The following is a 25,830-nucleotide window of genomic DNA, read 5'->3' on the forward strand; positions in this document are numbered from 1 at the left end:
CATTTCATGGTAGGAGGTTGTACGTTGAAAATCGATGATATCGCGAGGCTTGCTGGCGTTTCCAAAGCAGCTGTGTCTCTTGCCTTTAACAATAAACCGGGTGTAAGCGAACAGACCCGCGAACATATACTGGACATTGCCCAGGCCCATGGCTACAAACCAAGAACGATCAAGACTGGCAGGGAGTCCCATAAATCGCATGCCAATGCTATTATTCGTTTCGTTGCCTGCAAAAATACAGATATCGTCACCGAGCATTACGATACGCTTCCGTTTTTTAACGAATTGATCCACCACATTACGGATCAGGTCAAACAGCATGGCAGCACGCTCGTCATCTCTTCGATTGACGTAAACGACCTGGAACAGGAGCTGCCTAATCTGGAAAAGGATCAGCCTACCGCCGGCCTGTTGGTGCTGGGAACCAACTTGACGCCGCCCATGATTGAACGGATTCAAGACATCCACCGAAATGTCGTCATTCTGGATACGTGTTTCGATCATTTGGATGCCAACTTTGTCTCCATCAACAACTCGCTTGGGGGATACCAGGCGGGCAAACATCTGATTGGATTGGGCCATCGCCGCATCGGTTATGTGAAATCCCGAGCTCGCATTTCCAATTTCACGAAACGGGAGGAAGGCTTCATGGCCGCGCTTGCCGAGCAGCAATTGAAGGTCGACGACGCGTTGACTTTCGAATTCGAACCGATGATGGTCATGCCGCAGGACCGGTTCCAGCAGTCCATCCGGGAGCTGAAGGAGCTGCCGAGCGCGATTTTCTGCGAAAACGACTACATGGCGATCAGCGTCGTCAAATCGCTGCAAAACGTGGGGCTTCGCGTCCCTGAGGACATTTCGGTCATGGGCTTCGACAACATCTTCGAGGCCAAAGTGATCAGCCCCGAACTGACGACCGTGCATGTCAAGAAAGACGCTTTGGCGCAAACCGCAGTAAGGCTGATGATGGACCCTCTGAATCAGACGGCCAATGTCGCGAGCAGAGCCCATATTTGCGTGAATACCGAAGTGGTCGAGCGCCGCTCGTGTGCCCGAGTAAGCCGTTAACTTAGCCACACCATTGATATTGATACGAACTAAAGGAAGTGTTCCCATTGTTGAATATCCGTTCCGCTACGAGCGGCAATCCGCATTTGGCGTCCGATTGCGAGCAATGTTTCGGCTTGTGCTGCGTGGCGCTGCCCTATGGCAAATCCTCCGATTTCGCCTTTGACAAACCGGGCGGCACGCCCTGCACCAATCTGGGACAGGATTATCGCTGCGGCATCCATGACCGGCTTCGGCAGAAAGGCTTCAAAGGATGTACGGTCTATGATTGCTTTGGCGCCGGGCAGAAGTTATCCCAAGAGACATACGCAGGCAAGGACTGGAGACAACATCCGGAACTGGCTGCGGAGATGTTCGACTGCCTGCCGGTCCTGAAACAGATTCACGAGATGCTCAGTTACGTGCGGGAAATGCTTCAGCTTCAGGACACCCGTTCTATTCATGCCGAGCTGCAGCACGCTTATGAAGAAACAGAGAAGCTGGCCAACCTGGAGCCTGCCGCAATGCTGCGGCTGGACCTGCCTGCCCATCGCTCTGTCGTGAACGACCTGCTGCTGCAAGCCAGCGAAATGGTCCGTGCCAAAGCCTATTCCGATGCAGGCGCAGGTGGTCATCGCTCGGGCTCCAGGAAAACCAAACGCAAAAAGCTCTCCGGTTGGGATTTCCTCGGTGCCAAGCTGAAGGGCGCCGACCTTCGCGGGACCAGCTTCCGCGGTGCACTTATGATCGCGGCGGATCTGCGAAATGCCGACATGCGAAGAACGGACCTGATCGGCGCGGATTTGCGCGATGCCGACCTGAGTCATGCCGATTTGCGGGAGAGCATTTTCCTTACCCAATCCCAGATCAATTCGGCCAAAGGCAGCCGGGAAACCAAGCTGCCGACACATCTGAAACACCCTGAACACTGGCTGAAGAGCAGCTAGGAGTCGGCTGTAGGCCGATCCTGATGTATCTTGCCGCTGGCGAAAAGATGGGACATCGGACCACGGAGATAGCCTCGCTTGGTACGGCTCGTCAGATGTGCCTCACACGAGTCCGAAGGACGCGTGCTGACGTTGCACAACATACGAGAGACACTCGCAAGTGGCAACATCTCCGTGGATGTTGGCACCCGTACGGGTCATGTTCACGTCATGGAAATTTTAACGAACCTGAGGCACCTTATTTAACCCTTTTTCGACCTCAAAAAAATCTAACGAACCCTAGACACGCTAATTCGCCGATATCTTGCCCACAATAACCCAAACATCCTAATTAAGATGTCTCAGGTTCGTAAGACGATCGACCATCGCCCAAACAACCTAATAAGGTGCACGAAGTTCGTCAGAGCGGGAACGTACCACGCGTGCGAGTTATATTCGAGTGCGCCGAGGTACCTTTGAGCTCGATCCGAGGAAATTGAGCGACTACGCTAAATCCCTATAACACAAAAGGAGCAAACCTCACCCGGATATGCTTGTCCGGCAAGGTTCGCTCCTTTTTGATAGAGAGAAATGCTTTTAGCAACTCATCCCTATACTTGTATGAATATTGACGATTACAGCAAGTCGCGACGAAGCTCGTCCGCGGATTTCGGGGACAGGTGGCCCAGCGGAATGTCAAATACCGTTTTGGCTCCCTTGTGTCCTTCGCCGCTCAAACGATGTGCCGCTCTCGCATATGCAACCAGAACGCTGGCCGTGAATTCGGGATTGCTGTCCAGCTTCAGGCCAAACTCGATGATTTGCTTCGAGCCTGCGCCTGTAACTCCGCTGCGAATAACGAAACCGCCGTGCGGCATGCCTGCATGCTCGGATTTCAATTCTTCTTCGGAAATGAACGTTACCGTTGTATCGTAATCGGCAAAATAGTTCGGCATCGAAACGATCGTTTCACGAATCTCGTCTTGGTTCGCGCCTTCTTCGGCTACGACGAAACATTGTCTCAAATGTTTCTCGCGCGTAGCAAGCTCAGGCGTTTCGCCTGCGCGAATGCGGTCGATGACTTCTTCTACCGGAACGGTGTATTGCACGCCGGCTTTGACGCCAGGTACGCGTCGGATCGCATCGGAGTGTCCTTGGCTTACGCCTTTGCCCCAGAACGTATACTCTTTGCCTTCAGGCAAAATGGATTGTGCCAACAGGCGGTTCATGGAGAACAAGCCCGGGTCCCAACCCGTAGAAATCACGCTGACATGTCCGCCTTGCTCTGCTGCCGCGTTTACAGCGTCATAGAACTCAGGGATTTTGGCATGCGTATCAAAGCTGTCCACCGTATTGAACAGACGCGCAATGACAGGTGTTTGCTCCGGAAGATCGGTAGCGGAACCGCCGCACAGAATCATGACATCGATTTTTCCGATATATTGCTCGGCTGCGGAGATATGTTCGAAGTGAACAGCCGGACCCTCGGCAACCATTTGTTCCGGGTTACGGCGTGTAAATACTGCGATAAGCTCCATGTCCGGGTTTTGCGCGATGGCTTTCTCGACGCCTTTACCCAGGTTTCCATAACCTACAATCCCTACTCTTACCATTTGCGATCCTCTCCCTGTCTTCATCTATAGTTGCTTTGCTATGTAAATGGAACAAGTCCGATTACCGTTCAGTCCAAGGTTCGATTTACATACTATAAATATATAACATACCATGTGACTTGTCAGGTTTCCAGTTTAAATCGCCATTTTACAGAAAAAAATTTTCCGCGTTACCGGAGGAAAGGGTTAAGGCGGCATCGAGCATTCTTTTTCGCTGACAGGTGATATTTTGTTGGCCCAAGGTCGATCTGGCAAATAAAGGACCCTCATTCGTTATCAATGAAAAAGCCCTGAAACCCAAAACAGCCTCGATGCTGCCATGGACGCAGGACATGTTTCAACGTCAATCTTGTTCACCGCTTGTTCTTGCTTGTCATTAATGGAATACACTCCTTGCTCGCTTCATCACGGTAGCTTGCGCGCAGCTCCAGCTTCCCTTTATATGCTGCTGTCGCCGCGTATATTCAGCATTCGCAAAATTTCGTTTACAACCACATCCGGATGGCTGTTGTGCAAGCCATGATCTGCATTCGGGACAAAGACTTGCTTGCCCTTTCCGGACCAACCGGCAAAATCGGCTTGATCCTTTCTCCAGGCCATACTCTGATCGTCCGCATCTTCGGGATCTGCCGTCAGAATCGTCAGCGGAAACGAAAACTCCGTTCGCTCGGCCAGCACGCGCCTTGCATTGTTCTGGGCATTCCACATTTCTTCCATCATGTTTTCGTTATAAGCAAGCTTCAAGGTGGAGATGGTCGCCGCCTTTCGCATCGGCTCCGTTACCGAACCGGGATCGATGACCCACTGGCTCGTCATCTCGTCGGAATGAAGCAATGCACGGACCACGCCCGTTTTGATCAACGCGCGGGCCGAATCGAAATACCACTCGGGCATCTCCATCTCCTCGGTGCAGTAATAATTCGGACTGCCTCCGTCGATCATGACGATGCCGGCAACTTCATCCGGATACATCTCCGCATACCGAATCACCTCCAGCGACCCTAGGGAGTGCCCCACCATGATAAACGGCGGACGATGTCCTGCCGACTTCAGCAATTGGTGAATCTCCCGAGTCATCGTATCGATGTCGCGCGGCGCATCCGTATAATCGCTGTAGCCATACCCGAACCGGTCATATACTGCAAGCTTTGCATACGGTCTCAGCCTTTCGTATAGCGGACTGAAATCGGCATAAGGATTCGGCGTTCCCCAGCCTGAAGCAAAAACAACCGTGGTTTTGCCCGTTCCTGTCGTGTACAGATGCATATTGCGTCCGTCAACTTCGTAAAGCTTTCCCGGGGGAATGTAATCCCTCAAATCTTGCCTCGACTGATGCACTTCATAAATCATGCCGATCACGAGCAGAACGCCCATGGTCAAAATGAATCCGCCGAATAACTGCAAACCCCTTCCCAGCCATTTCCCCATGCTTTCCCTTCCCTTTACCCCATATTCGATGGTTTCTCTGTTGTCTCATCTTACCTAAAACAGGTCCGCTTCCGAAACATTCCAGGGTCCAGTTCGTTCCCCAACCAAAGTCCAGTTTCGATCTCATACCTTCACCCAACATACTAGCTCAACAAGTCATATGGTTCCAAGTCAAAACAAAAACCCGCAAATCTCCGGCGAACGGAAATCTGCGGGTTAAACGCATGAAATGCAGTTATGATGACATTATAGTCGAAGATTCAAACCTACCGGGCAATGATCGCTGCCCATAACGTGGCAGTCGATCCGGGCATCTTCAACCAACGGCAGCAGTTTGTCCGATACCAGGAAATAATCGATGCGCCATCCCACGTTGCGCTCACGCACCTTCGGCATGTACGACCACCAGCTGTACACATCCGTACGATCCGGATATAAATGGCGGAAACTGTCCACGTATCCCGCTGCCAGCAAATCGGTCATCTTGCCGCGCTCCTCCAGCGTAAAACCGGAGTTGCCTTGGTTAGACTTCGGATTTTTCAGATCGATCTCCTGATGGGCCACATTCAAATCGCCGCACACGATGACAGGTTTGCGCTGTTCCAATTCCAGAATGTACGCCCGAAAACGATCCTCCCACTCCAATCGATAAGGCAGGCGGCTCAGATCGCGCTTGGCATTGGGCGTATACACGTTGATCAGGTAAAATGCCTCGAATTCCAGCGTAAGCATCCGTCCTTCCGGCTCGCTGTCTTCTTCCATGCCGTAACGGACGGAGAGCGGTTCAATCCGGGTGAACACGGCCGTGCCGGAATATCCTTTTTTGATGGCATAGTTCCAATACTGATGGACACCCTCACCCAGGTCCAGCTCGATCTGACCTTCTTGCAGCTTCGTCTCCTGGACGCAAAAAATGTCCGCTTGAACCTCGTTGTAATAATCCACGAATCCTTTATTGACGCAAGCCCGCAGGCCATTGACGTTCCATGATACCAATTTCATCGTTTTTTCCACTCCTCACGTCCCCCAATATAGCATGGGAGATACGTAAGGACAAGGCCGAACATGACGATGATTCCGGACTCGTTATTCCAATGTATGATAAGCTTTTCGTTCTTCAAATCTCCTTTAAATGAATATATAACACTTCCTTCTTCCGCCACATTAGACTCTCCTTCATTTTGAGGATATAGCGCTACTTTTTTGGTAATTCCCCTTTTCGAGGAGTTGAAGAAGCAAAGGACCCATTATATAGAAACTGCTGAATCTAAAGAGGACGGTTACCATGTCACTTTTCGTGTCCGTCAACCGGAAGAATGGCTGAGTTGGATTCTTGGGTGGGGGCATATGTGGTAGCCACTGAACCTGAATCATTCAAAAAACGAGTAAGAGAACAAATCGAGAAAATGAAAGTACGCTACTGACATACTGTTGGCAATAGGAGGCTTGTATAATCAAGATATACAAAATGAAAGCGAGGTTATTTACATGACTTTGAAGATTGCAAATGCTTATTTTGAAGCGATGGCGCATCGAGATGTTTAAATGGTTATTTTTCTCTCAGCTAATGACGTCAATTGTACTTCCCCTGCTGATGAGCTAAAGGGTACGGCATTTTTTTCCTGGATTCCATGAAAGATTTTCACAAATGCTTAACAACCTCACGTTAGTTGATGCTTTCGGCAATGACGAAAAAGCAGTAATCATCTACGGTGTTTGTCAGCATTACGAGTTATACGAATAACATAAACAAGCCCATATAAAAAGGAGGACATTTCTTTATGTCAGCAATTGGACCCGACTTCATTTCACTTCAAGTGAGTAATCTTGAAGGCTCTGCGGAATTCTATCAAAACTATCTCGGACTGGTCCGCTCACAGGCGGGACCACCTCATGCTGTGGTTTTTGAAACAAAGCCTATTGCATTTGCTCTTCGTGATCTAATACCAGGAATTGAACTCGGCTCAAGTACTCAGCCTGGACTTGGTGTCGCTCTTTGGCTTCATGCCCCTGATACGCAAGAAATCCATGATAAACTTGTTGCAGCAGGTGTAAAGATTACATCTGCACCAATAGATGGACCATTCGGGCGAACCTTTACATTTGCCGACCCAGACGGTTATCTAGTTACTCTTCACAGTAAAGCCTGATACGCAAATCTATTGATATGCTCCCCATACGGTAGACAGGTGAAATAATAAACCCTGTTACTGTGAGGGGAGTTTTTTCATCCAAAAAACCTTGACCGACTGGATCGTATTCCGGGAATCGCGGGCAAACGCAAGTCCTCCAAACACGTAAAGGCAACAAATATCTTCGATCCGCACTCATCGAAGCTTCTCACTCCATACGATGATCTGATCATGATCTCGGTGCCCAGTACAGGCGAATGCAGCTCTCAAAGAAAGGCAGCGTGCAGCTTTAACCTTCTCAAAAACCAAGAGGCGCAGCTTTTTTTAAAAATCTTGTAAGCTGCGTCTAGCTTCGTATTCTTTTTTAGAGTTACGCTATGAATTAATTTTCAGGGCAGTTTAATAAGATAGATGGACAATATCGTCCGGGTCTGAACCAGCTGATCCCCATACTTCCCCATCAACACGATAACCACCGCCACTCCATTGAAGTAAGTAGTCTCCGGTACGCATTCCTTGTTCGAAACCTTCAAAAAGATTTATCCAATCCAAAGATTCCTCGGGAGCCATCGTTTTAACGAAATACAGTTTATTCGTATCTACGTGCGTTAAACTAACATTGACTTCATGGCCGCTGTTGTTCTTTATTAGAAGCTTTATATGTCCAACTCCCGGCTTTACGGAAAAAGGTTGCTGTACAACTGCGCCCCGAGAAGCAATATAGTGTGAGGGTTTATTCTCTTCTTCACTTAAAGAATTAGTAAGGGTTGTAATAGCGGACTTGCTTGATAATAAACCAGACTTTGGATTAGACGTATTCTCTTCACTTGGGTTTGTTGAATCACAGGCAGTTACGGTCGACGTTATTATAGATAAAAATAAAATGGCAAAGAAAAGTCCCTTTTTATTCACCTTGATCCCTCATATTCTCTTTTAGTAATTATTGTAAAACCTTTAAGACGTTTCTCGTTATTAATAACGCTATCCGTCAACGAAAGTTATATCTTAAATTTATAAATGGGACTGAAATAACTTGCCCGCTTGTTGAACAAAAGCAGCCGATCACTTTGATCGGCTGCTTTCTTGGCTTTATTAAGCTCCAGTTTCCCCGTATTTTAATGATGTACATTCATCAAAGTGCTTTGCATCATGCTGTTAAACCATTGGGCACATCACAATTCGAACTTAAATCAGCAATCGGTATTCGCTTTCCTAAAGTGTATGTAAGTTTCTTAACTTAGCGTGAAAAAACCTTTTTTATCACACTCACTAATCCAGGAACAAGAAAAAAGATGCCAAAAAAGACAGTGAGTAAATTATATTGGGGCGTTTCGTAGAAATTAAACCATTCAGTGAAAATAGGAGTGTCAAGAATCCTTCCAAATATCGTTCCATTCGCATCTCTGTAGTTAAGTTTCCAACCTGTTGCTTCAGATGTGAGAAAGAATATTTGTGACAACAAAAACACACCAATAGAAGATACCCAATATCGTTTCAGAAATGGTACAGCATTTTGTTTCCTAGCCAAAGTAACCCCATCCTTATTTAGTACTATTTTCTTCACATTATAAAGTTTAATACGGATATTCAGGGATTAAGTTCCAAAATTGATGTATTAAATTGTTGAAAAATTAAGTTTAAATTGTAATTCAACAGATCCTTCTATTCCTTCTAACCTGTCCGTTAGTGAATAAAAGCAGCCGATCACTTTGATCAGCTGCTTTGTTGTTTTACTCAAACGTTTCCCGTTAGCTTAATACTTCCGCCTTTTTGCTTGTTCATACTCTAATCCGTAGTCCTATTTTATCAGATAGATTGTCCACGGTTCCGTTTCCGCGGACTTCTTACCAACTGGGATGTAAGGTCAATGATTCATATAATGGGCATATAGTTGCTCGAAGGTTGTAAAACGTTCGACTTCTCTGCCGACCTTATCATACTCGACTAGATATTCATCCATCACTTCAAGGAACTTCTCTTTCATAACTGGTAAATCACTTGCATCAAAGTACTGCATAAGATCAAATTTCTTGGTTCCTTTCTCCACAGCCATTTCATCAAGATATCCTTGGGCCCAAAGACCGAAAGAAAGACGTAGGAAGCATCGTTCGTTATAACGCTGTTCAACATTTTATTGCGGTAGTTGCACCATAATTCTTCGTATGTTCCCCTCAGATTATCAAAGGTCGGAACAGGTTTAACAATGAAGTTATCACACATCGTGCGATGTAACTTCGTAACGCTTTTCAACATGTTAAAAGACGCTATACGGATATCTTCAATGGTATGAGCTTCGATGATTGACATGTATAAGGATTCGAGATCATCCGGAACATAGCGCAACGAGCGGATCTCTTCCAAATATCGCTTGATTCCTCTTTTGATGCATGTGTTATTCATATTGACCAAGGCATTGACCAGATTGTACAGAACGCCAGCAGATGCCTGTCGCACTGAACCGATATCTTCACCGAGCATCGTATCGCTGTATGCTTGCTTAGCCAGGTCGATCCATTTATTTGCTCGATGAAGACACGCTTCTCCGATCGGGTTCGAAAGTGCATCTAGCGCTTTTTGCCTGAAGTCGTTCAATTTTTCCAGATCCTCAGGCTTTGCATAGTAGAGTATTTGGAGCTCGGTTAGGCTCGATACGTCGGGACGCTCCAAGGTGGATTGCTGTTGTATTCTTGAATCCCATGGCGTGCAATAGATGTCATATCCAACGTCATCCAAGATGAAGCAATCGGATATTTCCCATCCCCTTTCTGTATTATTAATGATAATCAAATCAAGATCGCTCTTCTCATGAAAGTCCCCGGTGCTAAATGAACCCGTAAGCCCAATAATTGCGATATCGTCTAGAAAATCTCTTTTTGCGCGTTCGATCACCATGTTAATGAGCAGTTCATTTTTGGCCAGCAGCTTCTTCTTTATGATTTCGTTCATTCGGTACACCCCTTCGTATGATCCGGCCGTCCTTCATCACAACAACCTTAACTTGAGTCTATTGATTTAGAGGTGCGGTTACTATGTATAAGTTGATTTAATTCATCTTTGCACAAAATCCGCTAAACCGTCGATACGACGATTCAGCGGATTTCATCAGTTCTTTTTATAGACAATTTTCTTTATGCTTTCGCAGGACAAGAAATACCGGCCCGCCAACTCCTCTATCCTAACTCCATTGCGGAATAAGGATTTAATCTCGGCGTTTCGAGCAGATACCCTATTTTTGCTGTGAGTTTTCTCGCCCCATTTTAGGTGTGCCTCTTTGGGTTTTGGGATATAAACCAATTCGCCTTGAACGTATTCTTGAATGGTACGTAGCAATTCTTCCGGAAAAATAGACTCGGCTTTTGAATATTTCATGGGCCTCACTCCTTATTTAATCAATCAATAAGGTGCAAAGCCAGTTCGTAGAATATTACGATTCGTCGTTGGCAATGTGATTGTTCCTAAGCTCTATGCAAAGCATTGCCATATCCTTCACTGGCTTTGCATAGAGCGATGCATGTAAGAATCCTACCCCGATGGTTTTCAATATAGCTTCACCTCCATAGAAAATAGATAGCTGCTATATGCTTATTATATCAGAGCTTGTTGTTCAAGATGTGTTTTTGAGGCTGACACGATTGTCGCTATAACTCTTTGGTTTCATCCTCTTGGTTGTGTTGGGTTAGACAAAACTACAATCAGCCGGACATCCCAGGTTCTCGAAAACGGTACGTGCAGCAGCATCTACCGGGATGAAAACTACAATTTGCGGATATAATCGGCTGCCAGCGGAAATCGAAACCTGTCTGTAACGTATGGGAACAAGCTCTCCGGAGCTTTCCATCCTGGCCAGTATGGTTTGTGTATGATCCATCTTTGGCTCTGCATCCGGCCCATTCAGAACTTCGTCCACGTTATATTTCTGGACTTTATCCAACAGCTTTTGATACCACGCATCATAACGCGAAAGCATGTGCTCCCTCTTAAAGGCGTGGATCCCGTTTATGGCATGCTCCTCCCACTGCTCAGTCGACGCTTTGTCAAAAGTGGAGCGGGGCCGGATCGGTAAACTGGAATTAAAATGAAAATCGATTCTATTCAATAAACCGTCATATGAACGGTCAAGAGGAATATCGAACAAATGACGAAACGGCTCATTTAACCCCTGGATGTCCTGTGTATGAGCTACGATCATGGCGGGAAAAGGAATGCTCCTCATCGTTTGCTGAGCCCACTCCAATGCACGCTCCAACGATCTCCCCTCCAATTCGGTCCGGATCGGAAGATAACCGGCCGCCAATAGCAAATCGTTCCGCTCGTCGGATGTACATTCAAGATATTCTGCAATATTGATAATCGTCTGACGAGCCGGGATACGGCGGGTACGTCCAACCAGCAAATTTTTATACGAAGGAAAAGCCTCGTCGTTCAACTCTTGTTGAGTAAATCGTTTCAAGGACGGGTGAGGCCGATCGGCAAGCTTTTGCTGGCGTTTGACCCGCAGCGCTTCAATTTCTCCCATTACGATTCGATGTCTGGAATTCTCCGCATCTATATCCATCCTCTCTTCCCTCCTCTTATGAAGTGTAGTTCTGCACTTGGGATGAAAATATATTTAAAGTATACTCCTCATTGAAATTGAAAGTCATTAAATGACACATAACGATACATGGAGGAGAAACGGATATGATTCGTACCATTGTAGTGGATCCGCTTGCCCCGTCACATTTGGCGTTCAAGGAAGTTGACGCCCCGGAGGCCAAGCCTTGGGAAGCACTTGTGCAAGTGAAGGCCTTCTCTCTCAATCGCGGTGAAGTGAGCGACGCCAAGCATCAGGAAACATCCAGCCGTCCCGGCTGGGATTTCGCCGGAATTGTCATCGAGCCGGCCAGGAGCGGCGCAGGTCCGCAAAAAGGGGCCAGGGTTGTCGGTTTGCTTCCGATGGGAGCCTGGAGCGAGCAAGTGGCTGCCCCCGTATCGATGCTGTCCGAAATTCCAGAGAAGCTCACTTTTACGGAGGCGGCTACCCTCCCCGTAGCAGGGCTTACGGCTCTTTATGCGCTCCGTAAAGGCGGCATGCTGCTCGGCAAACGCATTTTCATTACAGGCTCTACCGGCGGGGTCGGGCTATTCGCCCATCAGCTTGCAGCCCAATCCGGCGCATTTGTCGTAGGCACGGCAAGCACGGAGGAGAAAGCCAAGATTGTTCGGGAGGCCGGATCCGATGAAGTGATCATTGGATATTCCGCAATTTCTTCAGCCCATAAGTTCGGGCCGTACGATCTGATCATCGATTCAGTAGGCGGCAATACACTGGCGGCATTGCTGCCGCAGTTGGCGCCCCAAGGGGTTTGCGTTGCAGTAGGATTTTCCTCTTCGAATACCGCAACGCTCGACATGATGAATCTGGTGACCAGCGGAGGAAAAACCTTGTACAGCTTTTTTCTAGGTGAGGAACTCACTCTTCAATCCGTCGCGGACGATCTGAGTTTGCTGGCCCGGCTCGTCACAGACGAGCGGTTAGTCCCCCGGATCGAAGTCGAGGCGCCTTGGACCGAAATAGATACCGTTGCCCGTAATTTGCTGGAACGGAATTTCTCCGGCAAAGCGGTGCTTCATATAGGTTGATTAATACGTTTGCAACGATAATGCCAGAAATCTAAACATAATACATCCAAAAAAAACAGCAGCAGTATTCCCTGGCTCGCTTCGAGCAGAGAGTACCGCTGCTTTTGAATTTCATTGCTATACATGTCATTTTCTCTCCTGATCCTGCCCGTTGGCCAACCATGCCCCTCTCGGGGCAACACTGAATAATGAAAATTTCATGCCTACGTCTATAGTATTCTTACTGCTTGCGAGGGAGGTCGATAACGTGTACAGTCTGTTCGCTCACCCTTCGTTTTATTGTCCAAAGGCATTCTGAAGTACCTCTCAGGCTGCGCAAGAGAATCTCCCATGTTTTAAATACACAAACGTTTACCTGCAACCTTTGCAGATCCAAGATTACTTTTTTTCTTCTTGCAAAGTGGCTTCCCCGCCTACGAAACAGGGAATCTCAATATCATCGATGTCCACCATCTTATCCTGTTCTGCATCGTAATACTCCCCGATTGAACACTCCCACCACTTAGCCTTCGCTTGAAGTGGGGGATTCTTGGGTAATCGAACCTCTTGGTTCGAAGTGGACCAAGCGATCCCTGTGGTCCCCACAGTTCTCGGGCGATATGACGATCGATATGGCAACATCCTTAATGTTTCGGGCTGCATTGACATCCCGATCATGGAGGGTTTGGCAGGACGGACACACCCATTGCCGTACCGAAAGATCTTTCACCTCGCGGTGTAGCGCTCCGCATACATGGCAGGTTTGACTTGTCGGAGCAAACGTATTCGCAATCTTGAGGGTACGCCCGTACCATTCCGCTTTATACGTGAGCTGCCTTCTGAACTCACTCCAGGACGCATCGGCGATCGATTTGGCCAGCTTGTGATTCTTGAGCATGTTTGAAACCTTTAAGTCCTCGATGCTGATCGTTTGGTTTTCACGAATCAGCTTGGTGGACAGCTTGTGCAAAAAGTCATGGCGGATATTCACCATTCTCTCGTGGATCAGGGCGACCTTCCGTTTGGCTTTTTGCCAATTGGAACCGTCTTTCGTACGCCGGGCCAGCCTCCGCTGCCAGCTTGCCAACTTCTTTTCATATTGGCTCCAGGCTTTCGGATGAGTATCCCGCATCCCCTCGGAGGATACCGCAAACGTTTGAAGTCCCAGATCGATCCCTACCGACTTCTCGTTACCCGGTAAGGGCTCCATCTCCACTTCACAGACGAGCGAAACAAAATACTTCCCCGCGGCATTTCGCCGTACCGTCGCCGAGAGAATGCGTCCTTCACAGGGGCGGGAGTTTGCAAACCGCAGCCACCCCAGCTTGGGGAGCTTCAGCTTCCTCCCATTCACAGCGATATTTCCATTCGTATATCGAGTAGTGTAGCTTTGCACCGGATGTTTACGGTTTTTGAAACGCGGAGCCTGTGTCTGCTTCTTGAAAAAACGATCAAAGCTATCGGCTACATGCCGAACAGCCGATTGTAGAGCGATACTATCCGTTTTTTTCAACCAAGGATGTTCTTGCTTTAGATCCGGAAGCTGCGTGGCACAAGCATGGTACGACAAGCCCTTGCCCGTGGCGTCAAACGTATCCTTCCATTGTCCCAGAAAATAGTTGAACACAAAACGGCAACATCCAAACATCTGATGGATTAGCTGCTGCTGTGTACGATTGGGGTAGATCCGATACTTGTATGCTTTATGGAAGAGCATGCCATACACCTCCGTTCTTTGCAGTTATTATAGCACATACGTTCGGTTTAAAATAGAAAAAAATGGAGATTCATCCCCCGCCTAAAGCTGACGCTTTTGAGGAGGGAGCCTTCTCGCCTTTAACGATAAATACAACTTGTCCACAGAATATAAATAGAGCTTACTCTTCGATCCGAATAACACTCCAGTTCGTGAAACAGCGTATCTTGTTCCAAAGACTAATTTAACTCTGCTATTATACGATACAATATATTTTTGCTATCTTCATCCTTGGGCCGAGGTACTCTACCGATTTGTTCGTAAACCTCCTTTTCCTCTAAAAGTTGTCTCTGATGTAAGACATGAGCTGATATTCCGTTTAACATAAAGCTTTTTGATAACAACGAATCCTGTCGCCATACCCACTCTGGTAAGCCATTCATAATAATACTTCCATCATTAGTACTCGATATATAGCCAAATGTAATATCTACGCCATCTTTGCTAAAATCAGACTGTCTCCCGCGAAACTGCTCTCTCACAGAAATCTGTTCATAACCAGCTTCGACAAGAGCAAGCTCTAACTGCTCTCTGCACTTAACAACTTTAGTTGTGACTCTGTTTGATGACCAAACGTTGAATCTATCATGATTATCCCTTCTAACAAATGAAATCCTTACTTTTTCACTGTTACGTTAGCAGAATGAATCGTTACCCATTCTTCTCTTAAAATTCCCATTCGAATGGAATCATAATAACTTCCATTGTAGAAACGAACCTTTCGAATTCGCGCTTCATTTTGCATCCCTAGTTTTTCACCAACTCGAATCATTCTTTCATTACCTGACCATGTAGTAAAACCTACACGAACTAGCGGCATTGTATTAAATAAATGATCCATCCATAATTTTAATGCACGTGTTCCATTTCCTTTCCCCCATGAACTGCTCTCATGAAATACAATTCCCATTTCAAGCCATTTCGAAGGCTCATGTTCCCAATAATAAGAAACCATACCTCGTACAATTCGATCTACTTCGATTACCCAAAGGTTTGGTTGGTTGATCCAGCTTTCACCGATAGATAAAAATTCTTCATACGTTTTAGAGTGATGCGGATAATAAGGAGCATCCCATCTTTTCCACTCCGGTTTATCATCCTTATACACTAATTCCCAAATACGATAAAGATCAGTATGTTCAATTGGCCGAATTAACAAATTCTCATCATGGTACATATAAGTATGTTCCTCTTTTCAAATAATTTGGTTTATTGATTCCGATTGAAAAGAGTCAAAGGCAAACAAACTACTTTTCAATCACCTTTGTTACATATTTCATACGAATCATCTCCTTCGTTCTAAATTAGTAACATAATACTATAATACCAATGATATCATGTAATTCTTACCATTTATATTTATTGTGAAATTGGAATAAGAAAATTTCAGAACTTAATCATGAGTATTATTTATTGCCCTAACCTGCCCGTTCGTTGAACAAAAGCAGCCGATCATTTTGATCAGCTGCTTTGTTGTTTTATTGAGCTGATGAATTATCGAACTCTATAGTAAGGAGAGAACATATTAAGATATCAGTAAATAAAGAGCCCCGTTTAGAAGTTCAAATTTAATTTATCGAACCATTGCGGTTTAAATCGTTTTAACCATATTCCCATCAATAACATAATCCGCTCCGGTAATCATTGAAGCTCGCTCCGAAGCAAGGAAAACTGTAAGGTTCGCAATATCTCCGGCTTCTGCAAATTTCCCCAATGTTATACCAGCCATTTTAGGTAGCTCTTCAAAAACTTTTTCTGAATCCATCCCTGCAAATGAACCGATTGTTTTGGCCATTCCGTTGTCAGGGTCTTGCCACAAAGGTGTTACTACCGGTCCAGGTGAGATCGAATTAACTCTAATATTACGAGGTCCAAACTCACCAGCCAGCATTTTCGTCAAATTATTAAGTGCCGCTTTGGTGGTGCCATATATAGGCAATAGCAATTCGGGCATCCGTGCATTTACTGAAGAGATATTTACAATTGCACCCTCATTGTTATTTAGGATATGCGGTAATGCTGCTTGAGTAAAACGAACAACGCTAAACAGGTTTAAATCATAAAGTTGTTCCCATTCCTCATTTGGCGTAGCCAAAAAACCTTCTCCTCTCCTCTTGTCAACCGCCCCGATACTATTGATTAAAATGTCGACTCTGCCGAACACTTCACCGAGTTTTTTAGAAAGTTCAACTGTATTGCGTTCCATATTGACATCAATAGGTAGATGTTTGACTGATTTATGTTCAACAAGATCAGCCAATTCCTCCGTTAAAGTCCGACTTACCGCGACGACACTTGCCCCTTCCTCGATAAATTTTCGAACGATAGCGAGTCCAATTCCTTTACTTGCTCCGGTAACGACAGCTACTTTGTTGGCTAATTTAAGATCCATGTTTATCTCCTAAAGCTCACGCTTTTAAAATTTAAATTCCTTTATTTCCAAGCATTATTCCTTGATGAAAACAATGTTTCGAAGCGATACGCTGTGCGATCTGAATTTGCATCAATGAAGTGTTTGAGAGCTTAAAGATATGGATCATACCAGCATCCCTATTCCCAAACTTTACAATGGCCCCGTACTCAGCTAAATAATCAGCTTTACAACTAATTACATCGCCCAATTTAGGTAGATCCTTATTTTTACGCAATAGGCGTACCATTAGGCATTTCAGTATCCGGCTTTAAGAGAATAACATCTCCTTTTTCCGGGACTCCTCCCAAAACTAATACCTCCGATTTGAATCCCGCAATGCGCCGAGGAGGAAAATTGACGATTCCTATAATTTGCTTCCCTACAATTTCCTCAACCTTATAACGCTTAGTTATTTGTGCACTTGAAGATTTCGTCCCGATCTCCGGTCCAAAATCAATCTTAAGCTTTATCGCAGGGACCTTTGCTTCTTCAAAAAACTCCGCTTCCTTAATCGTTCCGACACGAATATCTAGTGCTGCAAAATCATCGATCGTTGCCAACGTTTTGCCTCCTCCACTAAAGTCTTTAAGCGCTCACGAAAATATCTCTCACGCTTTACGGACAGAACTTAATGAGTTCCGCTCGGTGTTGCATTTTATTGCGCTGGGCGGAACGGCTTCAGGAGTCGAATCCCTTCCTCAATAGATCCCTCCATCAGTTCTAAGAGCTGGGGCACCAGTTCCTGCATCCGCGGGGCGTTCAGGTGCCGATCGAGAGCATCCCGGTTTTCCCAGCGCTCGTAGATGATGAATGTACCGGGCTGGCCTTCTACCTCGTGAGCCTCGTAGTCAATGTTGCCCAGGTCGTTGCGCGACGGAGTGACAGCCGCAGTCATAAATGCCTTCATCTCGGCTTCTCTCCCTGCCTTAGCTCTCGCCTCCCAGAGTACAGTAACGTAACGGTTCTTTGTATCGTTCATGCTAATTCCTCCTCAATTTATAAATACTTCGTATTTTGGCTTTAGCGTCTTCTCATATGGGCAAATTCCCTGTTTATGCTTAAAATTCCAATGTATCTATGGCTTAGCTTAACGTTGTTATAGGCGTCCAAAAGTACGATTAAAGCCTTGGCCCGCAAGAACATCTCGACGAACTATATCTAAACGGCGTGTTTGGTATTCACTCAAAGCATTTATTATCGAATTCGGATACTTTTTAATGGCATCCATTATGGCAACCGTATCATCAAGTGAGTCATTAAAGCCTGCGCCCGTCATTGGTGACATGGTATGAGCTGCGTCGCCGATCATGGCTATTCTTCCTTTTGACAATACATTAGGGAGGTATTCATTTACAGGTGCCCCGATTAAACTGCGGTCATTAATCGCAATTTGTAAAATGGCATCCTCTTCTTTACTCCAGTTGGCTTGGCTGGTTTGTGATAGTTCTTTCAGCAGCGAATCCGGAACAGCTTCACCGTACAAAGAATGCTGGGCAATTCCGTCCTTTAACACTCCTAATTCAGACAGCAATGGATTATGCGAATGATCAAACCAGCAAAAACCTATCCATCGCTGGCCGGGATGGGTTCCCCCCTCTTTCCCTGGCATCACCGCAGTTGTCAATTTACCGGCGGCACTATCGCTGAAATAAGCGCTCGAAAGCTGCCGTTTTTTCCAGTCTGTTTTTGGCAGCAAATTTTCATCCACTTTCCCTACCCAAGCCAGATAGCCGGCATAATCTGCAAATGGTTTGTCAGGGCTTAAATAACGGCGGACAATACTGCGATATCCATCTGCACCAATCAAGAAGTCTCCTTTAAACGTATGCTCCTCTTCACTGATCGCCCAAGCGGATGATTCATTTTGCCCAACACTAACAATTCGTGTATGGTGCTGAAGGGTAATACCAGGTTCTTTAGCGACCGCGTTGCGCAAACGTTCTTGAATGGCTGACCAGGCTTCAACATTGTTGTTACCATTGGATGCCAGGTGTCTTAATTCTCGTTCAATTTCACTATTATGATAAGGCTTTGTGTGCAAGCGAATAAAAGCACCATTTCTTAATGATGAATCTGCACGTTCAAGAATAGTCACTGTATAACCAGAACGGGATAACGCAAGCCCCATCATTAGACCACCTAAAGATCCACCTACAATAATGGCATGTTCAACCTGTTGTTGTGACATGATTCATTCTCCTGTTTTGTAATGGGGCATTCGTAAAAATATCTATCCGTTACTGCAGCTTCATCTGGCTGCGGAGCATCCGATCGAGGAGTTTGTCCGGGAGAATACGGACCAGTCGGGTCAGCAGTGCCGAATCGCGGCCGACCGTATAGCGGGTGCGTGGCTTACTTACGTGGACGGCTCGTGAAACCACTGCTGCCACTTTCTCGGGGCGGATACCGTCCGTGGCCCACGTTTCAGCCTGAGCCTTCACGGCATCAAAAAGACGATCATGGCGCCGGTGCTGATCCGGCGTCATCAATTTCGCCAGTCGCTCCGCTGTCGTAATCCCTTGCTCCGACAGGCCCGTGCTGACGCCACCCGGAGTGATCATGATTACCTTGAGGCCAAACGAGAACATCTCCCTGCGGAGACTGTCATTGATCGCTTCCATAGCATACTTTGCAGCCGAATAAATTCCGAACCCGGGCATGGAAACCTTGCCCCCAAGCGAACCGATATTGACTACTCGCCCGCCGCTGTTCAGCAAGGCCGGGGTAAGTGCCTGAATAACCGCGACCTGTCCGATCACGCTGACTTCGATCTGGCGGCGAAATTCATCCAGCGGAACCATCTCGAGAGGGGCATTAACGGCGATGCCGGCATTGTTGACCACGGCCCGCAAAGGGCGACCAAGCGGATCTTGCTCCACCCGTTCGGCCAGCGCCTGTAGTGTGTTGATATTGGTAACATCGACGATCACCGGTTCGATATTTTTGCGTTTGATTTTGTCGGCGTCTTCCTGACGACGAACCCCCGCCAAAACATGAAATCCTTCAGCGGCGAGCTGCTCCGCAGTAGCCCTGCCGATACCGCTGGACGTACCTGTGACGACGACCAGCTCTTGAGTTTTAGATGGCATAGTAACCCTCCTGAGTTTGATAAGATGTGGACCACGGTATAGCACTGTTATACGTGTATTATAGCACCGCTATACAAAACTGTCTATAGCGGTGCTATATTTTTTTTCGAAGTATCGTTCTGTGGTCTGAACATTGCTTTGACGGGCGTTGGTAATGCATTCCGCGTACCACATTTCACCGTCACGCAACAGGAATCCAAGAGAACGAATGCTCGCATCCTCCAAACATAAAAAAGATCGCCATCCTCCTGGAGGTCCAGGTTGGATACGCGATCTTTTTTATGCGTCTCTAAATTAGGGCTTTGCCTGGGGTCGCCAGGCTCTGTCATCGAATTCCTCATTTTGAATCGGCTTCCGGCCTCTGGATCAAAATGATCTGCATTACGCTTTCCCGAATGAGATCAACGACGTCTGGCTGGGGTGGGGGTGTCTTACGAACCTGGGCCGTCACATACAGCCAAGAGGCCGTATTCGCAGAAGCCCAGACCAGATCTGCCGCAGCCTGAGCGGACACAGCCAGTTTGCCTTCGTCGGCGACTCTCTGAACATTTTGCACCAATGCTTGGTACGACTGATCTGCCGCCTCGATATGGGCTCCCTCGAGCAACCGCCCCATCATCGCCGCATAAATCCGAGGACGGGCTGCCGCGAAGCGGACATAGTCATCCCATCCTTGACGAAGAGCCATCTCTGGAATGGTCGACTCCACCGCGGCAATCTTGCTTTCAAATAACTGTTTGAACGCTTCCACTATAGCTGCACTCAGAAGTCCATCGGCATTGCCGAAATGGTGGTAGAGGGTAGGTGCTGTAACCTGCGCGATCGCAGTTACGGCTCGCGTCGAAAATTGGGCTCCGCCCTCCTCTTCGAGTACCTTAAGAGCAGCTGCCAATATTTTGTCATATGTGTTCATACTTCTATTATAGCAGTGCTATATACGAATGTCCATTAGGAAGGTTGTACACTTGTGATCATAATTCCTGTATTGGTGACCAGATATTCAAATCGAATCGGATTATGTTCTTGTCCTTTACGGCAATCGGTACAAGTTCTTGTCTTGGGTTCGGGACAAGAACTTGTACCGATAAAACAAAAAAAGCCGCTAAAATAGCGACTTCAAATGGGACTACGCTCTTGTCCCCCGACAGTTAATCCAGATACAAAATCTCAATCTCGCCCGGAGCGAAGGATTGCTCTGCGTAATTTCCCCCCCAATCACAAAGCGATCTCAAAATGGGTTCAAGTGATTGACCCAGTTCCGTCGTTGAATATTCGACCTTAGGCGGTACCTGATTGTACATCTTTCTGCGAATTAATCCGTCTGTTTCCAGTTCCCGAAGAGTTTGAATCAGCATCTTTTGCGATATATTATGAACGAGTCGCTTAAGCTCTCCCGTCCGTTTAGGTCCTTTTATTAAATAGTACAGAACAAGCCCCTTCCACTTTCCTCCGATAACCTCTAGTGTAACTTCCAGTTCACAGAAAAATGTTTTCATATCAATGCACCATCTCCCTACCTAAGAATATCCCCTTCATGTATCGCTTGATCCTTCAAGGATCACTGAAGGAAAAATTGAACGTTACATGGAGGGGATAATACAATCGCATTTAAGTTGATTTAAAAATCTTTGTCGTTTGAAAATGATTATGTCCTGGTTAAACTTGAGCTACTCCGCCATCTACGAATAATTCAACGCCGTTCATATAGCTGCTTTCATTAGAGGCCAGGAACATGACAGCATTGGAGATCTCTTCAACCTGCCCCACTCTGCCGAGCGGAATATCATTTTTTGCCTGTTCCAGGATATGATCCAGTTCAGAGCCAAATAACTCATCGTACGCCGGCGTTACGATGGTTCCCGGACTAAGGATGTTTATACGAATTTCGGTCCCTCTCATATCAAGAATCCAGCTGCGGACGAGCTGTCTGATCGCTGCCTTGGATGCACCATAGATACTAAACGCTGGCATCCCCGTCGAGCCAGCAGTGGATCCCGTTAGAATAATCGAACCTCTTTTATTTGGAAACAAAGCTAATGCTTTTTGTACTGTAAAGATGGTTCCTTTCACGTTGACATCGAAAGTCTTGTAGTATTGTGCTTCTGTAATTTCTCCTAATGGAAGGAATGACCCTAGTCCGGCATTTGCAAAGAGAATGTCCAAGTGTCCCTTTTCTCGCTTAACTGTTTCGAATAATATATCTAGATCTTCCGATTTAGATATGTCACCTCGGACACCTGTAACATTCTTTCCGATCTGCTTTACTGCTTCATCCAGTTCACGTTGTCTGCGTCCCGTGATAAAAACGTAAGCCCCTTCTTTTACGAACTGTTGTGCCGACGCGAGACCGATGCCGCTTGTACCTCCGGTTACAACTGCTACCTTCCCGTCAAATTTCCCCATTCTATTACACTCCTTTTATAATGATTTATATGGTGTAGGATGCTCTGTCTGCCTCATGAACCTCCTATGAACGATAGTATGGGGGAAAAGTTACAAGAAAAACAGTACCCACTTTTTAGTGATATAGTCACCAAAAAGTGATAATTGAGGCGGCACAAGCGTTTGTTTTTACAGCCTAACAGATGGAAGTGAACTCCATTAATTACTCACCACATGATACCACGTATTTGAACTATCCTGCCCGTTAGCTTGTTAGCTTAATGAATTAACTGGCGATTACCCGTTAGACATATGCCTAATCGGTACAAGGTCTTGTCCTTGGCTCGGGACACAAACTTGGAATGAGAATATATAAAAAAGCCGCTAAAATAGCGACTTTCAATGTTCTCATCTTCGATATTACAAGAAAATGCTTACCGCAATTAGTCATTCTGCCCCGGCTCTATCCAAATGTACCGATTCCTCCACCTGCACCCATGGATAACGCGATGGCGCATCGAACAACAAGCGTACCCGTTCCGGCGAAGCGCCTTCCTCATCGAACAGCAGCAGCTCGTTCTCCTCCTTCAACCAGGCCATCGGAATTTTGTAGTCCTCCTGCGGCCCGATCTGCCAGTAGCGGCCCAGATCATGGCCATTCAGGACCACTGTGCCTTTGCTCATGCCGGTCAGTCGGACCATCAGGTTGGCATGGTACGGCTCCGGTACATCTGGTTTTTGGAAGCTGAAACGGTACCAAACAGGCCGACCATAGGCAGCTTTGGCCAAAGGATGGCCAGTCAAAGCAGACGAACGTTCTTTCTGCATGGAACGGTCCCGCCCGTCCGCAGATGTACCCTCTGCTGCATACGGCTGCCATGAGCGCGGCAGCAGCTGATCGCTGCCGGCCATCTTCCACCCGGACAACTCGTCGGTGCTGCGGTAAAGGATGAGCTCCAGCCGGGCAAGCGGCGATGCCCGATACGGCATTTCCAGCGTATTCGTTTCTTGTTTCACGTATGGCGACAGATCCAACGTGGTGAAAGCAAACCAGTCATGGTATCCATCCATCGGTACTTCCACGCCATTCATGCGAATCCCTTTGCTCACTGCACCGACCAGGATGGCCCGATCCATGCCCTCTTCCAGCACAAAACTGCGACGGATGACCGAAGATTCCGCATCGGGATTGACTTCATCCAAATGGATCGTGCCCTGCTCCGTCTGCCAATCGCGGCGGATATCCTGCACGGCACCTCCCGCAGCCACCGGCCCGAACAACCCTTTGGATTCGCCCAGATACGGAGAAAAATTAAGCCGGCCCATCTGCTGCACGAGAACTTGCAGCTTGTTATGACCACTGACCGTGCGAATCGGCACGGCAGCCGCGCCGACCTGACGCACCAGCGCCTGCTCCACGCCGTTCACGTAAATTCTGGCGCTATCCTGCACGCCCGTCATGATCAGATGAACGGCATCATCAGCCGTTTCACGTTGAAATTTGCACTCGTAGAGCAGATATCCAAAATCCTGCCCATAATCCGAAAACGCCTCCGGTTGCCCGGTGCGGGAAGCATATTCCGCCGACAGTTCGACCAACGATACCTCTGGAGCCGACAGCTTAGGCGGCACAGGTAAAGCCCCGGCTCGCTGCGCCGACGACGTGTTGCAAAGCTCATGTCCGTTCAGAGAACGCTCGCCGTTCTCCCAGCCTCCGAGCAGCAGAATGGTGCGATCCGCATCGGCCAGCATGCCTTGAACCTGCCCGGAAGGCAGAACCCGTACATCGTCGAATCCAATCGCGTACCGTACGGCATCCCCTGAAGCCTCACCCTCCAATCGCCAAGTACGGTTCATCGTCTCCATATCCAGCACGATCAACCGGAGGCACGTATTTCCGCACTGCAGCCGGATCACGCCCGGTTCGCGGAAATGGGCCAGATCGAAGCGGTAGGCTCCCTTTGCCGCATCATGCGTGTACAACGCAGCCATAGTGCTGTCCAGCACGCGAAGCGAAGGTGCCTCAAGCTCCACGATGGACCGCTGGCCTGTGTCAGCAGCAATGAACAGCGTCAGCTCACCGCCCACTTGCTCGTTGCCCGCAATGAATGTGCCACCGGTCAGATGCACATCATCGGTAATGTGCACGCGGTCGAGCAGCGGCATGATCTGCCCCGGATGCAGCGACATCGGCAACGTGCGGCCATCCTCCAGCGTGACCTGCACCGTCTCCCGCTCCTCCTTGTGACTCTCGACAAACAAAATACGTTGGTCGCCCGCTGCCCTACCGCGTACGGAAATGCCGGAACCGTGACGGACCTGCAGCTGTTCCTCCGGAATTTCTTCGACTTGCAGCAGCACGCTGTCGAAGGCATTCACGAAATACGACCATCTTTTGGTGACATCATACTTGGCCGTCCCGCGTCCGTATTCGTTCAGCGGCGCATCGTAATCGTAGGACGTAATCATGAAAATGTCGCTGCTGCCTACCGTCCGGCCGCCATAACCGCCAAAGTTGGTTCCGCCGTAAAACATGTAATAGCTGATCCCTGTATATCCAGCGCGCAAAATCTCCATGATGCGTTTTTCAAGCAAAGGCGCCGTCTTCTGAATCGCAGAAGCTCCGCCCCAATGTTCGAACCACCCCGTCCAAAATTCCGTCACCATTTTCGGCGTATCCGGCTGTTTGGCCCGCAGTTTGGCATAATGCCCATCGGCTCCCGACCAGAAATTGGCCCCTTCGATGGTGCCTTCCGCCCCACCCACGCAGGTAATCAACGGGACATCGATGCCGCGCTGCAGCAGCGCGTCGCGAAGACGGTTCATATGAGCGCTTGCCGCATCGTCGTCCTTCAGGTAACCATACTCGTTCTCCACTTGAACCAGAATGACGGGGCCGCCGGCGGACAGCTGGCGGTCGCGGATGATCGGTATGATCCGGTCAAAATATGCATCCACATAGTGCAGGTAGACATCGTTGTTCTCCCGGAAGGCGATATCCGGTTTCGTTCCCAGCCAGTACGGAAATCCGCCGAAATCCCATTCCGCACAGATGAACGGCCCCGGACGCGCAATCACCCACATGCCGAGCTCTGCGCAAAGGTCCAGAAAAGCGCCGCAATCGCGGTCGCCTTCGAAGTCCCATTGCCCTTCCTCCGGTTCGTGCACGTTCCAGGCAAAATATGTGTCAATGCAGTTCATGCCCGCCAGTTTGGCTTTCAGCAGCACATCGCGCCATTCTTCTTTCGGCATGCGAAAATAATGAATCGTCGCGCTGTTCAGAAAGATCCTCTCTCCATTCAGCCAAAAACTTTGCCGGTCATAGGTCAGTTCCAAGGCATGTTGGTTCAGTTCGGTCTGTTGCCCTTGCAAAAGCGTTGGATGTTGCACCATGAATCGCACCCTCTCTCTATTCAACATCATTTCATATGTCATAACGTCAA

At 47.6% G+C, this 25,830-nt stretch carries 23 protein-coding genes; 4 read left to right on the forward strand and 19 right to left on the reverse strand.

All coding sequences use genetic code 11. The annotated features are described in order from the left end of the window. The first annotated feature begins 24 nt into the window (after nucleotides 1-24). Together SNR34_RS23705 and SNR34_RS23710 are read left to right on the forward strand one after the other, a co-directional pair. Nucleotides 25-1,068 (forward strand): LacI family DNA-binding transcriptional regulator, encoded by a 1,044-nt coding sequence (locus tag SNR34_RS23705; RefSeq protein ID WP_236415717.1) that lies wholly within the window; start codon nucleotides 25-27, stop codon nucleotides 1,066-1,068. 47 nt (nucleotides 1,069-1,115) lie between these two features. Continuing rightward, the gene (locus SNR34_RS23710) at nucleotides 1,116-1,994 is read left to right on the forward strand and encodes a pentapeptide repeat-containing protein (RefSeq protein WP_486180321.1); all 879 of its coding nucleotides are present in this window, start codon (nucleotides 1,116-1,118) and stop codon (nucleotides 1,992-1,994) included. Nucleotides 1,995-2,608: 614 nt separating this feature from the next. Here SNR34_RS23710 and SNR34_RS23715 read toward each other — a convergent pair. From SNR34_RS23715 to SNR34_RS23725, 3 genes are all read right to left on the reverse strand, one after another. Continuing rightward, nucleotides 2,609-3,586, reverse strand: coding sequence for a diaminopimelate dehydrogenase (locus SNR34_RS23715; protein WP_343261115.1), 978 nt, complete (start codon nucleotides 3,584-3,586; stop codon nucleotides 2,609-2,611). A gap of 438 nt (nucleotides 3,587-4,024) precedes the next feature. Next, nucleotides 4,025-5,014, reverse strand: coding sequence for an alpha/beta fold hydrolase (locus SNR34_RS23720; RefSeq protein ID WP_486180322.1), 990 nt, complete (start codon nucleotides 5,012-5,014; stop codon nucleotides 4,025-4,027). 246 nt (nucleotides 5,015-5,260) lie between these two features. Then, nucleotides 5,261-6,016, reverse strand: a complete 756-nt coding sequence (locus tag SNR34_RS23725; RefSeq protein WP_486180323.1) for an exodeoxyribonuclease III — start codon at nucleotides 6,014-6,016, stop codon at nucleotides 5,261-5,263. Nucleotides 6,017-6,795: 779 nt separating this feature from the next. Here SNR34_RS23725 and SNR34_RS23730 point away from each other — a divergent pair. Further along, a complete protein-coding gene (locus SNR34_RS23730; RefSeq protein WP_486180324.1) occupies nucleotides 6,796-7,164 on the forward strand; it encodes a VOC family protein in 369 nt (122 codons plus the stop codon). A 381-nt stretch (nucleotides 7,165-7,545) separates the two neighbouring features. Here SNR34_RS23730 and SNR34_RS23735 read toward each other — a convergent pair whose 3' ends face one another. The 5 genes from SNR34_RS23735 to SNR34_RS23755 form a co-directional block, all read right to left on the reverse strand. Further along, nucleotides 7,546-8,058 carry a hypothetical protein gene (locus tag SNR34_RS23735; protein WP_486180325.1) on the reverse strand — a complete coding sequence of 171 codons (513 nt, stop codon included), beginning with the start codon at nucleotides 8,056-8,058 and terminating at the stop codon, nucleotides 7,546-7,548. A 325-nt stretch (nucleotides 8,059-8,383) separates the two neighbouring features. After that, complete coding sequence (locus tag SNR34_RS23740; RefSeq protein ID WP_236415710.1) at nucleotides 8,384-8,674, reverse strand: YfzA family protein; 291 nt, start codon at nucleotides 8,672-8,674, stop codon at nucleotides 8,384-8,386. Nucleotides 8,675-9,126: 452 nt separating this feature from the next. Next, nucleotides 9,127-10,092: a nucleotidyltransferase domain-containing protein gene (locus SNR34_RS23745; protein ID WP_486180326.1), complete on the reverse strand. Its 966-nt coding sequence runs from the start codon at nucleotides 10,090-10,092 to the stop codon at nucleotides 9,127-9,129. 156 nt (nucleotides 10,093-10,248) lie between these two features. Further along, a complete protein-coding gene (locus SNR34_RS23750) occupies nucleotides 10,249-10,515 on the reverse strand; it encodes a CD3324 family protein (RefSeq protein ID WP_486180327.1) in 267 nt (88 codons plus the stop codon). A 307-nt stretch (nucleotides 10,516-10,822) separates the two neighbouring features. Next, on the reverse strand, nucleotides 10,823-11,701 hold the full coding sequence (locus tag SNR34_RS23755; RefSeq protein WP_486180328.1) for a hypothetical protein: 879 nt from the start codon (nucleotides 11,699-11,701) through the stop codon (nucleotides 10,823-10,825). Nucleotides 11,702-11,826: 125 nt separating this feature from the next. Between SNR34_RS23755 and SNR34_RS23760 the strand changes: the two genes are divergently transcribed. Then, nucleotides 11,827-12,768, forward strand: coding sequence for a zinc-binding dehydrogenase (locus tag SNR34_RS23760; RefSeq protein WP_486180329.1), 942 nt, complete (start codon nucleotides 11,827-11,829; stop codon nucleotides 12,766-12,768). A gap of 502 nt (nucleotides 12,769-13,270) precedes the next feature. Here SNR34_RS23760 and tnpB read toward each other — a convergent pair. The 11 genes from tnpB to SNR34_RS23815 form a co-directional block, all read right to left on the reverse strand. After that, complete coding sequence (gene tnpB / locus SNR34_RS23765) at nucleotides 13,271-14,464, reverse strand: IS200/IS605 family element RNA-guided endonuclease TnpB (RefSeq protein ID WP_486180330.1); 1,194 nt, start codon at nucleotides 14,462-14,464, stop codon at nucleotides 13,271-13,273. 655 nt (nucleotides 14,465-15,119) lie between these two features. Continuing rightward, the gene (locus SNR34_RS23770; RefSeq protein WP_486180331.1) at nucleotides 15,120-15,680 is read right to left on the reverse strand and encodes a GNAT family N-acetyltransferase; all 561 of its coding nucleotides are present in this window, start codon (nucleotides 15,678-15,680) and stop codon (nucleotides 15,120-15,122) included. Nucleotides 15,681-16,094: 414 nt separating this feature from the next. Continuing rightward, the gene (locus SNR34_RS23775) at nucleotides 16,095-16,895 is read right to left on the reverse strand and encodes an SDR family NAD(P)-dependent oxidoreductase (protein WP_236415700.1); all 801 of its coding nucleotides are present in this window, start codon (nucleotides 16,893-16,895) and stop codon (nucleotides 16,095-16,097) included. Nucleotides 16,896-17,143: 248 nt separating this feature from the next. Next, entirely contained in the window at nucleotides 17,144-17,476 is a 333-nt protein-coding gene (gene csaA / locus SNR34_RS23780) for a chaperone CsaA (protein ID WP_236415698.1), read from the reverse strand. Nucleotides 17,477-17,571: 95 nt separating this feature from the next. Further along, entirely contained in the window at nucleotides 17,572-17,895 is a 324-nt protein-coding gene (locus tag SNR34_RS23785) for a putative quinol monooxygenase (RefSeq protein WP_486180332.1), read from the reverse strand. Nucleotides 17,896-18,012: 117 nt separating this feature from the next. Further along, nucleotides 18,013-19,104 (reverse strand): FAD-dependent monooxygenase, encoded by a 1,092-nt coding sequence (locus SNR34_RS23790; RefSeq protein WP_486180333.1) that lies wholly within the window; start codon nucleotides 19,102-19,104, stop codon nucleotides 18,013-18,015. Nucleotides 19,105-19,153: 49 nt separating this feature from the next. After that, entirely contained in the window at nucleotides 19,154-20,005 is an 852-nt protein-coding gene (locus SNR34_RS23795) for an SDR family NAD(P)-dependent oxidoreductase (RefSeq protein ID WP_486180334.1), read from the reverse strand. Nucleotides 20,006-20,342: 337 nt separating this feature from the next. Beyond that, a complete protein-coding gene (locus SNR34_RS23800) occupies nucleotides 20,343-20,918 on the reverse strand; it encodes a TetR/AcrR family transcriptional regulator (protein ID WP_236415692.1) in 576 nt (191 codons plus the stop codon). Nucleotides 20,919-21,153: 235 nt separating this feature from the next. After that, nucleotides 21,154-21,501 carry a winged helix-turn-helix transcriptional regulator gene (locus SNR34_RS23805; RefSeq protein ID WP_019685981.1) on the reverse strand — a complete coding sequence of 116 codons (348 nt, stop codon included), beginning with the start codon at nucleotides 21,499-21,501 and terminating at the stop codon, nucleotides 21,154-21,156. Between the two features lie 160 nt (nucleotides 21,502-21,661). Further along, nucleotides 21,662-22,408 (reverse strand): SDR family NAD(P)-dependent oxidoreductase, encoded by a 747-nt coding sequence (locus tag SNR34_RS23810; protein ID WP_236415690.1) that lies wholly within the window; start codon nucleotides 22,406-22,408, stop codon nucleotides 21,662-21,664. Nucleotides 22,409-22,834: 426 nt separating this feature from the next. Beyond that, nucleotides 22,835-25,780: a beta-galactosidase gene (locus tag SNR34_RS23815; RefSeq protein ID WP_486180335.1), complete on the reverse strand. Its 2,946-nt coding sequence runs from the start codon at nucleotides 25,778-25,780 to the stop codon at nucleotides 22,835-22,837. Between the last annotated feature and the right edge of the window lie 50 nt (nucleotides 25,781-25,830).

The organism is Paenibacillus sp. XP01, assembly GCF_057364885.1.

Coding starts and splice junctions, on each gene's coding strand:
- SNR34_RS23715 (WP_343261115.1), bottom strand. CDS start 3,586: ATGGTAAGAGTAGGGATTGTAGGTTATGGAAACCTGGGTAAAGGCGTC.
- SNR34_RS23720 (WP_486180322.1), bottom strand. CDS start 5,014: ATGGGGAAATGGCTGGGAAGGGGTTTGCAGTTATTCGGCGGATTCATT.
- SNR34_RS23725 (WP_486180323.1), bottom strand. CDS start 6,016: ATGAAATTGGTATCATGGAACGTCAATGGCCTGCGGGCTTGCGTCAAT.
- SNR34_RS23730 (WP_486180324.1), top strand. CDS start 6,796: ATGTCAGCAATTGGACCCGACTTCATTTCACTTCAAGTGAGTAATCTT.
- SNR34_RS23745 (WP_486180326.1), bottom strand. CDS start 10,092: ATGAACGAAATCATAAAGAAGAAGCTGCTGGCCAAAAATGAACTGCTC.
- SNR34_RS23750 (WP_486180327.1), bottom strand. CDS start 10,515: ATGAAATATTCAAAAGCCGAGTCTATTTTTCCGGAAGAATTGCTACGT.
- SNR34_RS23755 (WP_486180328.1), bottom strand. CDS start 11,701: ATGGATATAGATGCGGAGAATTCCAGACATCGAATCGTAATGGGAGAA.
- SNR34_RS23760 (WP_486180329.1), top strand. CDS start 11,827: ATGATTCGTACCATTGTAGTGGATCCGCTTGCCCCGTCACATTTGGCG.
- tnpB (WP_486180330.1), bottom strand. CDS start 14,464: ATGCTCTTCCATAAAGCATACAAGTATCGGATCTACCCCAATCGTACA.
- SNR34_RS23770 (WP_486180331.1), bottom strand. CDS start 15,680: ATGTACCATGATGAGAATTTGTTAATTCGGCCAATTGAACATACTGAT.
- SNR34_RS23775 (WP_236415700.1), bottom strand. CDS start 16,895: ATGGATCTTAAATTAGCCAACAAAGTAGCTGTCGTTACCGGAGCAAGT.
- SNR34_RS23785 (WP_486180332.1), bottom strand. CDS start 17,895: ATGAACGATACAAAGAACCGTTACGTTACTGTACTCTGGGAGGCGAGA.
- SNR34_RS23790 (WP_486180333.1), bottom strand. CDS start 19,104: ATGTCACAACAACAGGTTGAACATGCCATTATTGTAGGTGGATCTTTA.
- SNR34_RS23795 (WP_486180334.1), bottom strand. CDS start 20,005: ATGCCATCTAAAACTCAAGAGCTGGTCGTCGTCACAGGTACGTCCAGC.
- SNR34_RS23800 (WP_236415692.1), bottom strand. CDS start 20,918: ATGAACACATATGACAAAATATTGGCAGCTGCTCTTAAGGTACTCGAA.
- SNR34_RS23805 (WP_019685981.1), bottom strand. CDS start 21,501: ATGAAAACATTTTTCTGTGAACTGGAAGTTACACTAGAGGTTATCGGA.
- SNR34_RS23810 (WP_236415690.1), bottom strand. CDS start 22,408: ATGGGGAAATTTGACGGGAAGGTAGCAGTTGTAACCGGAGGTACAAGC.
- SNR34_RS23815 (WP_486180335.1), bottom strand. CDS start 25,780: ATGGTGCAACATCCAACGCTTTTGCAAGGGCAACAGACCGAACTGAAC.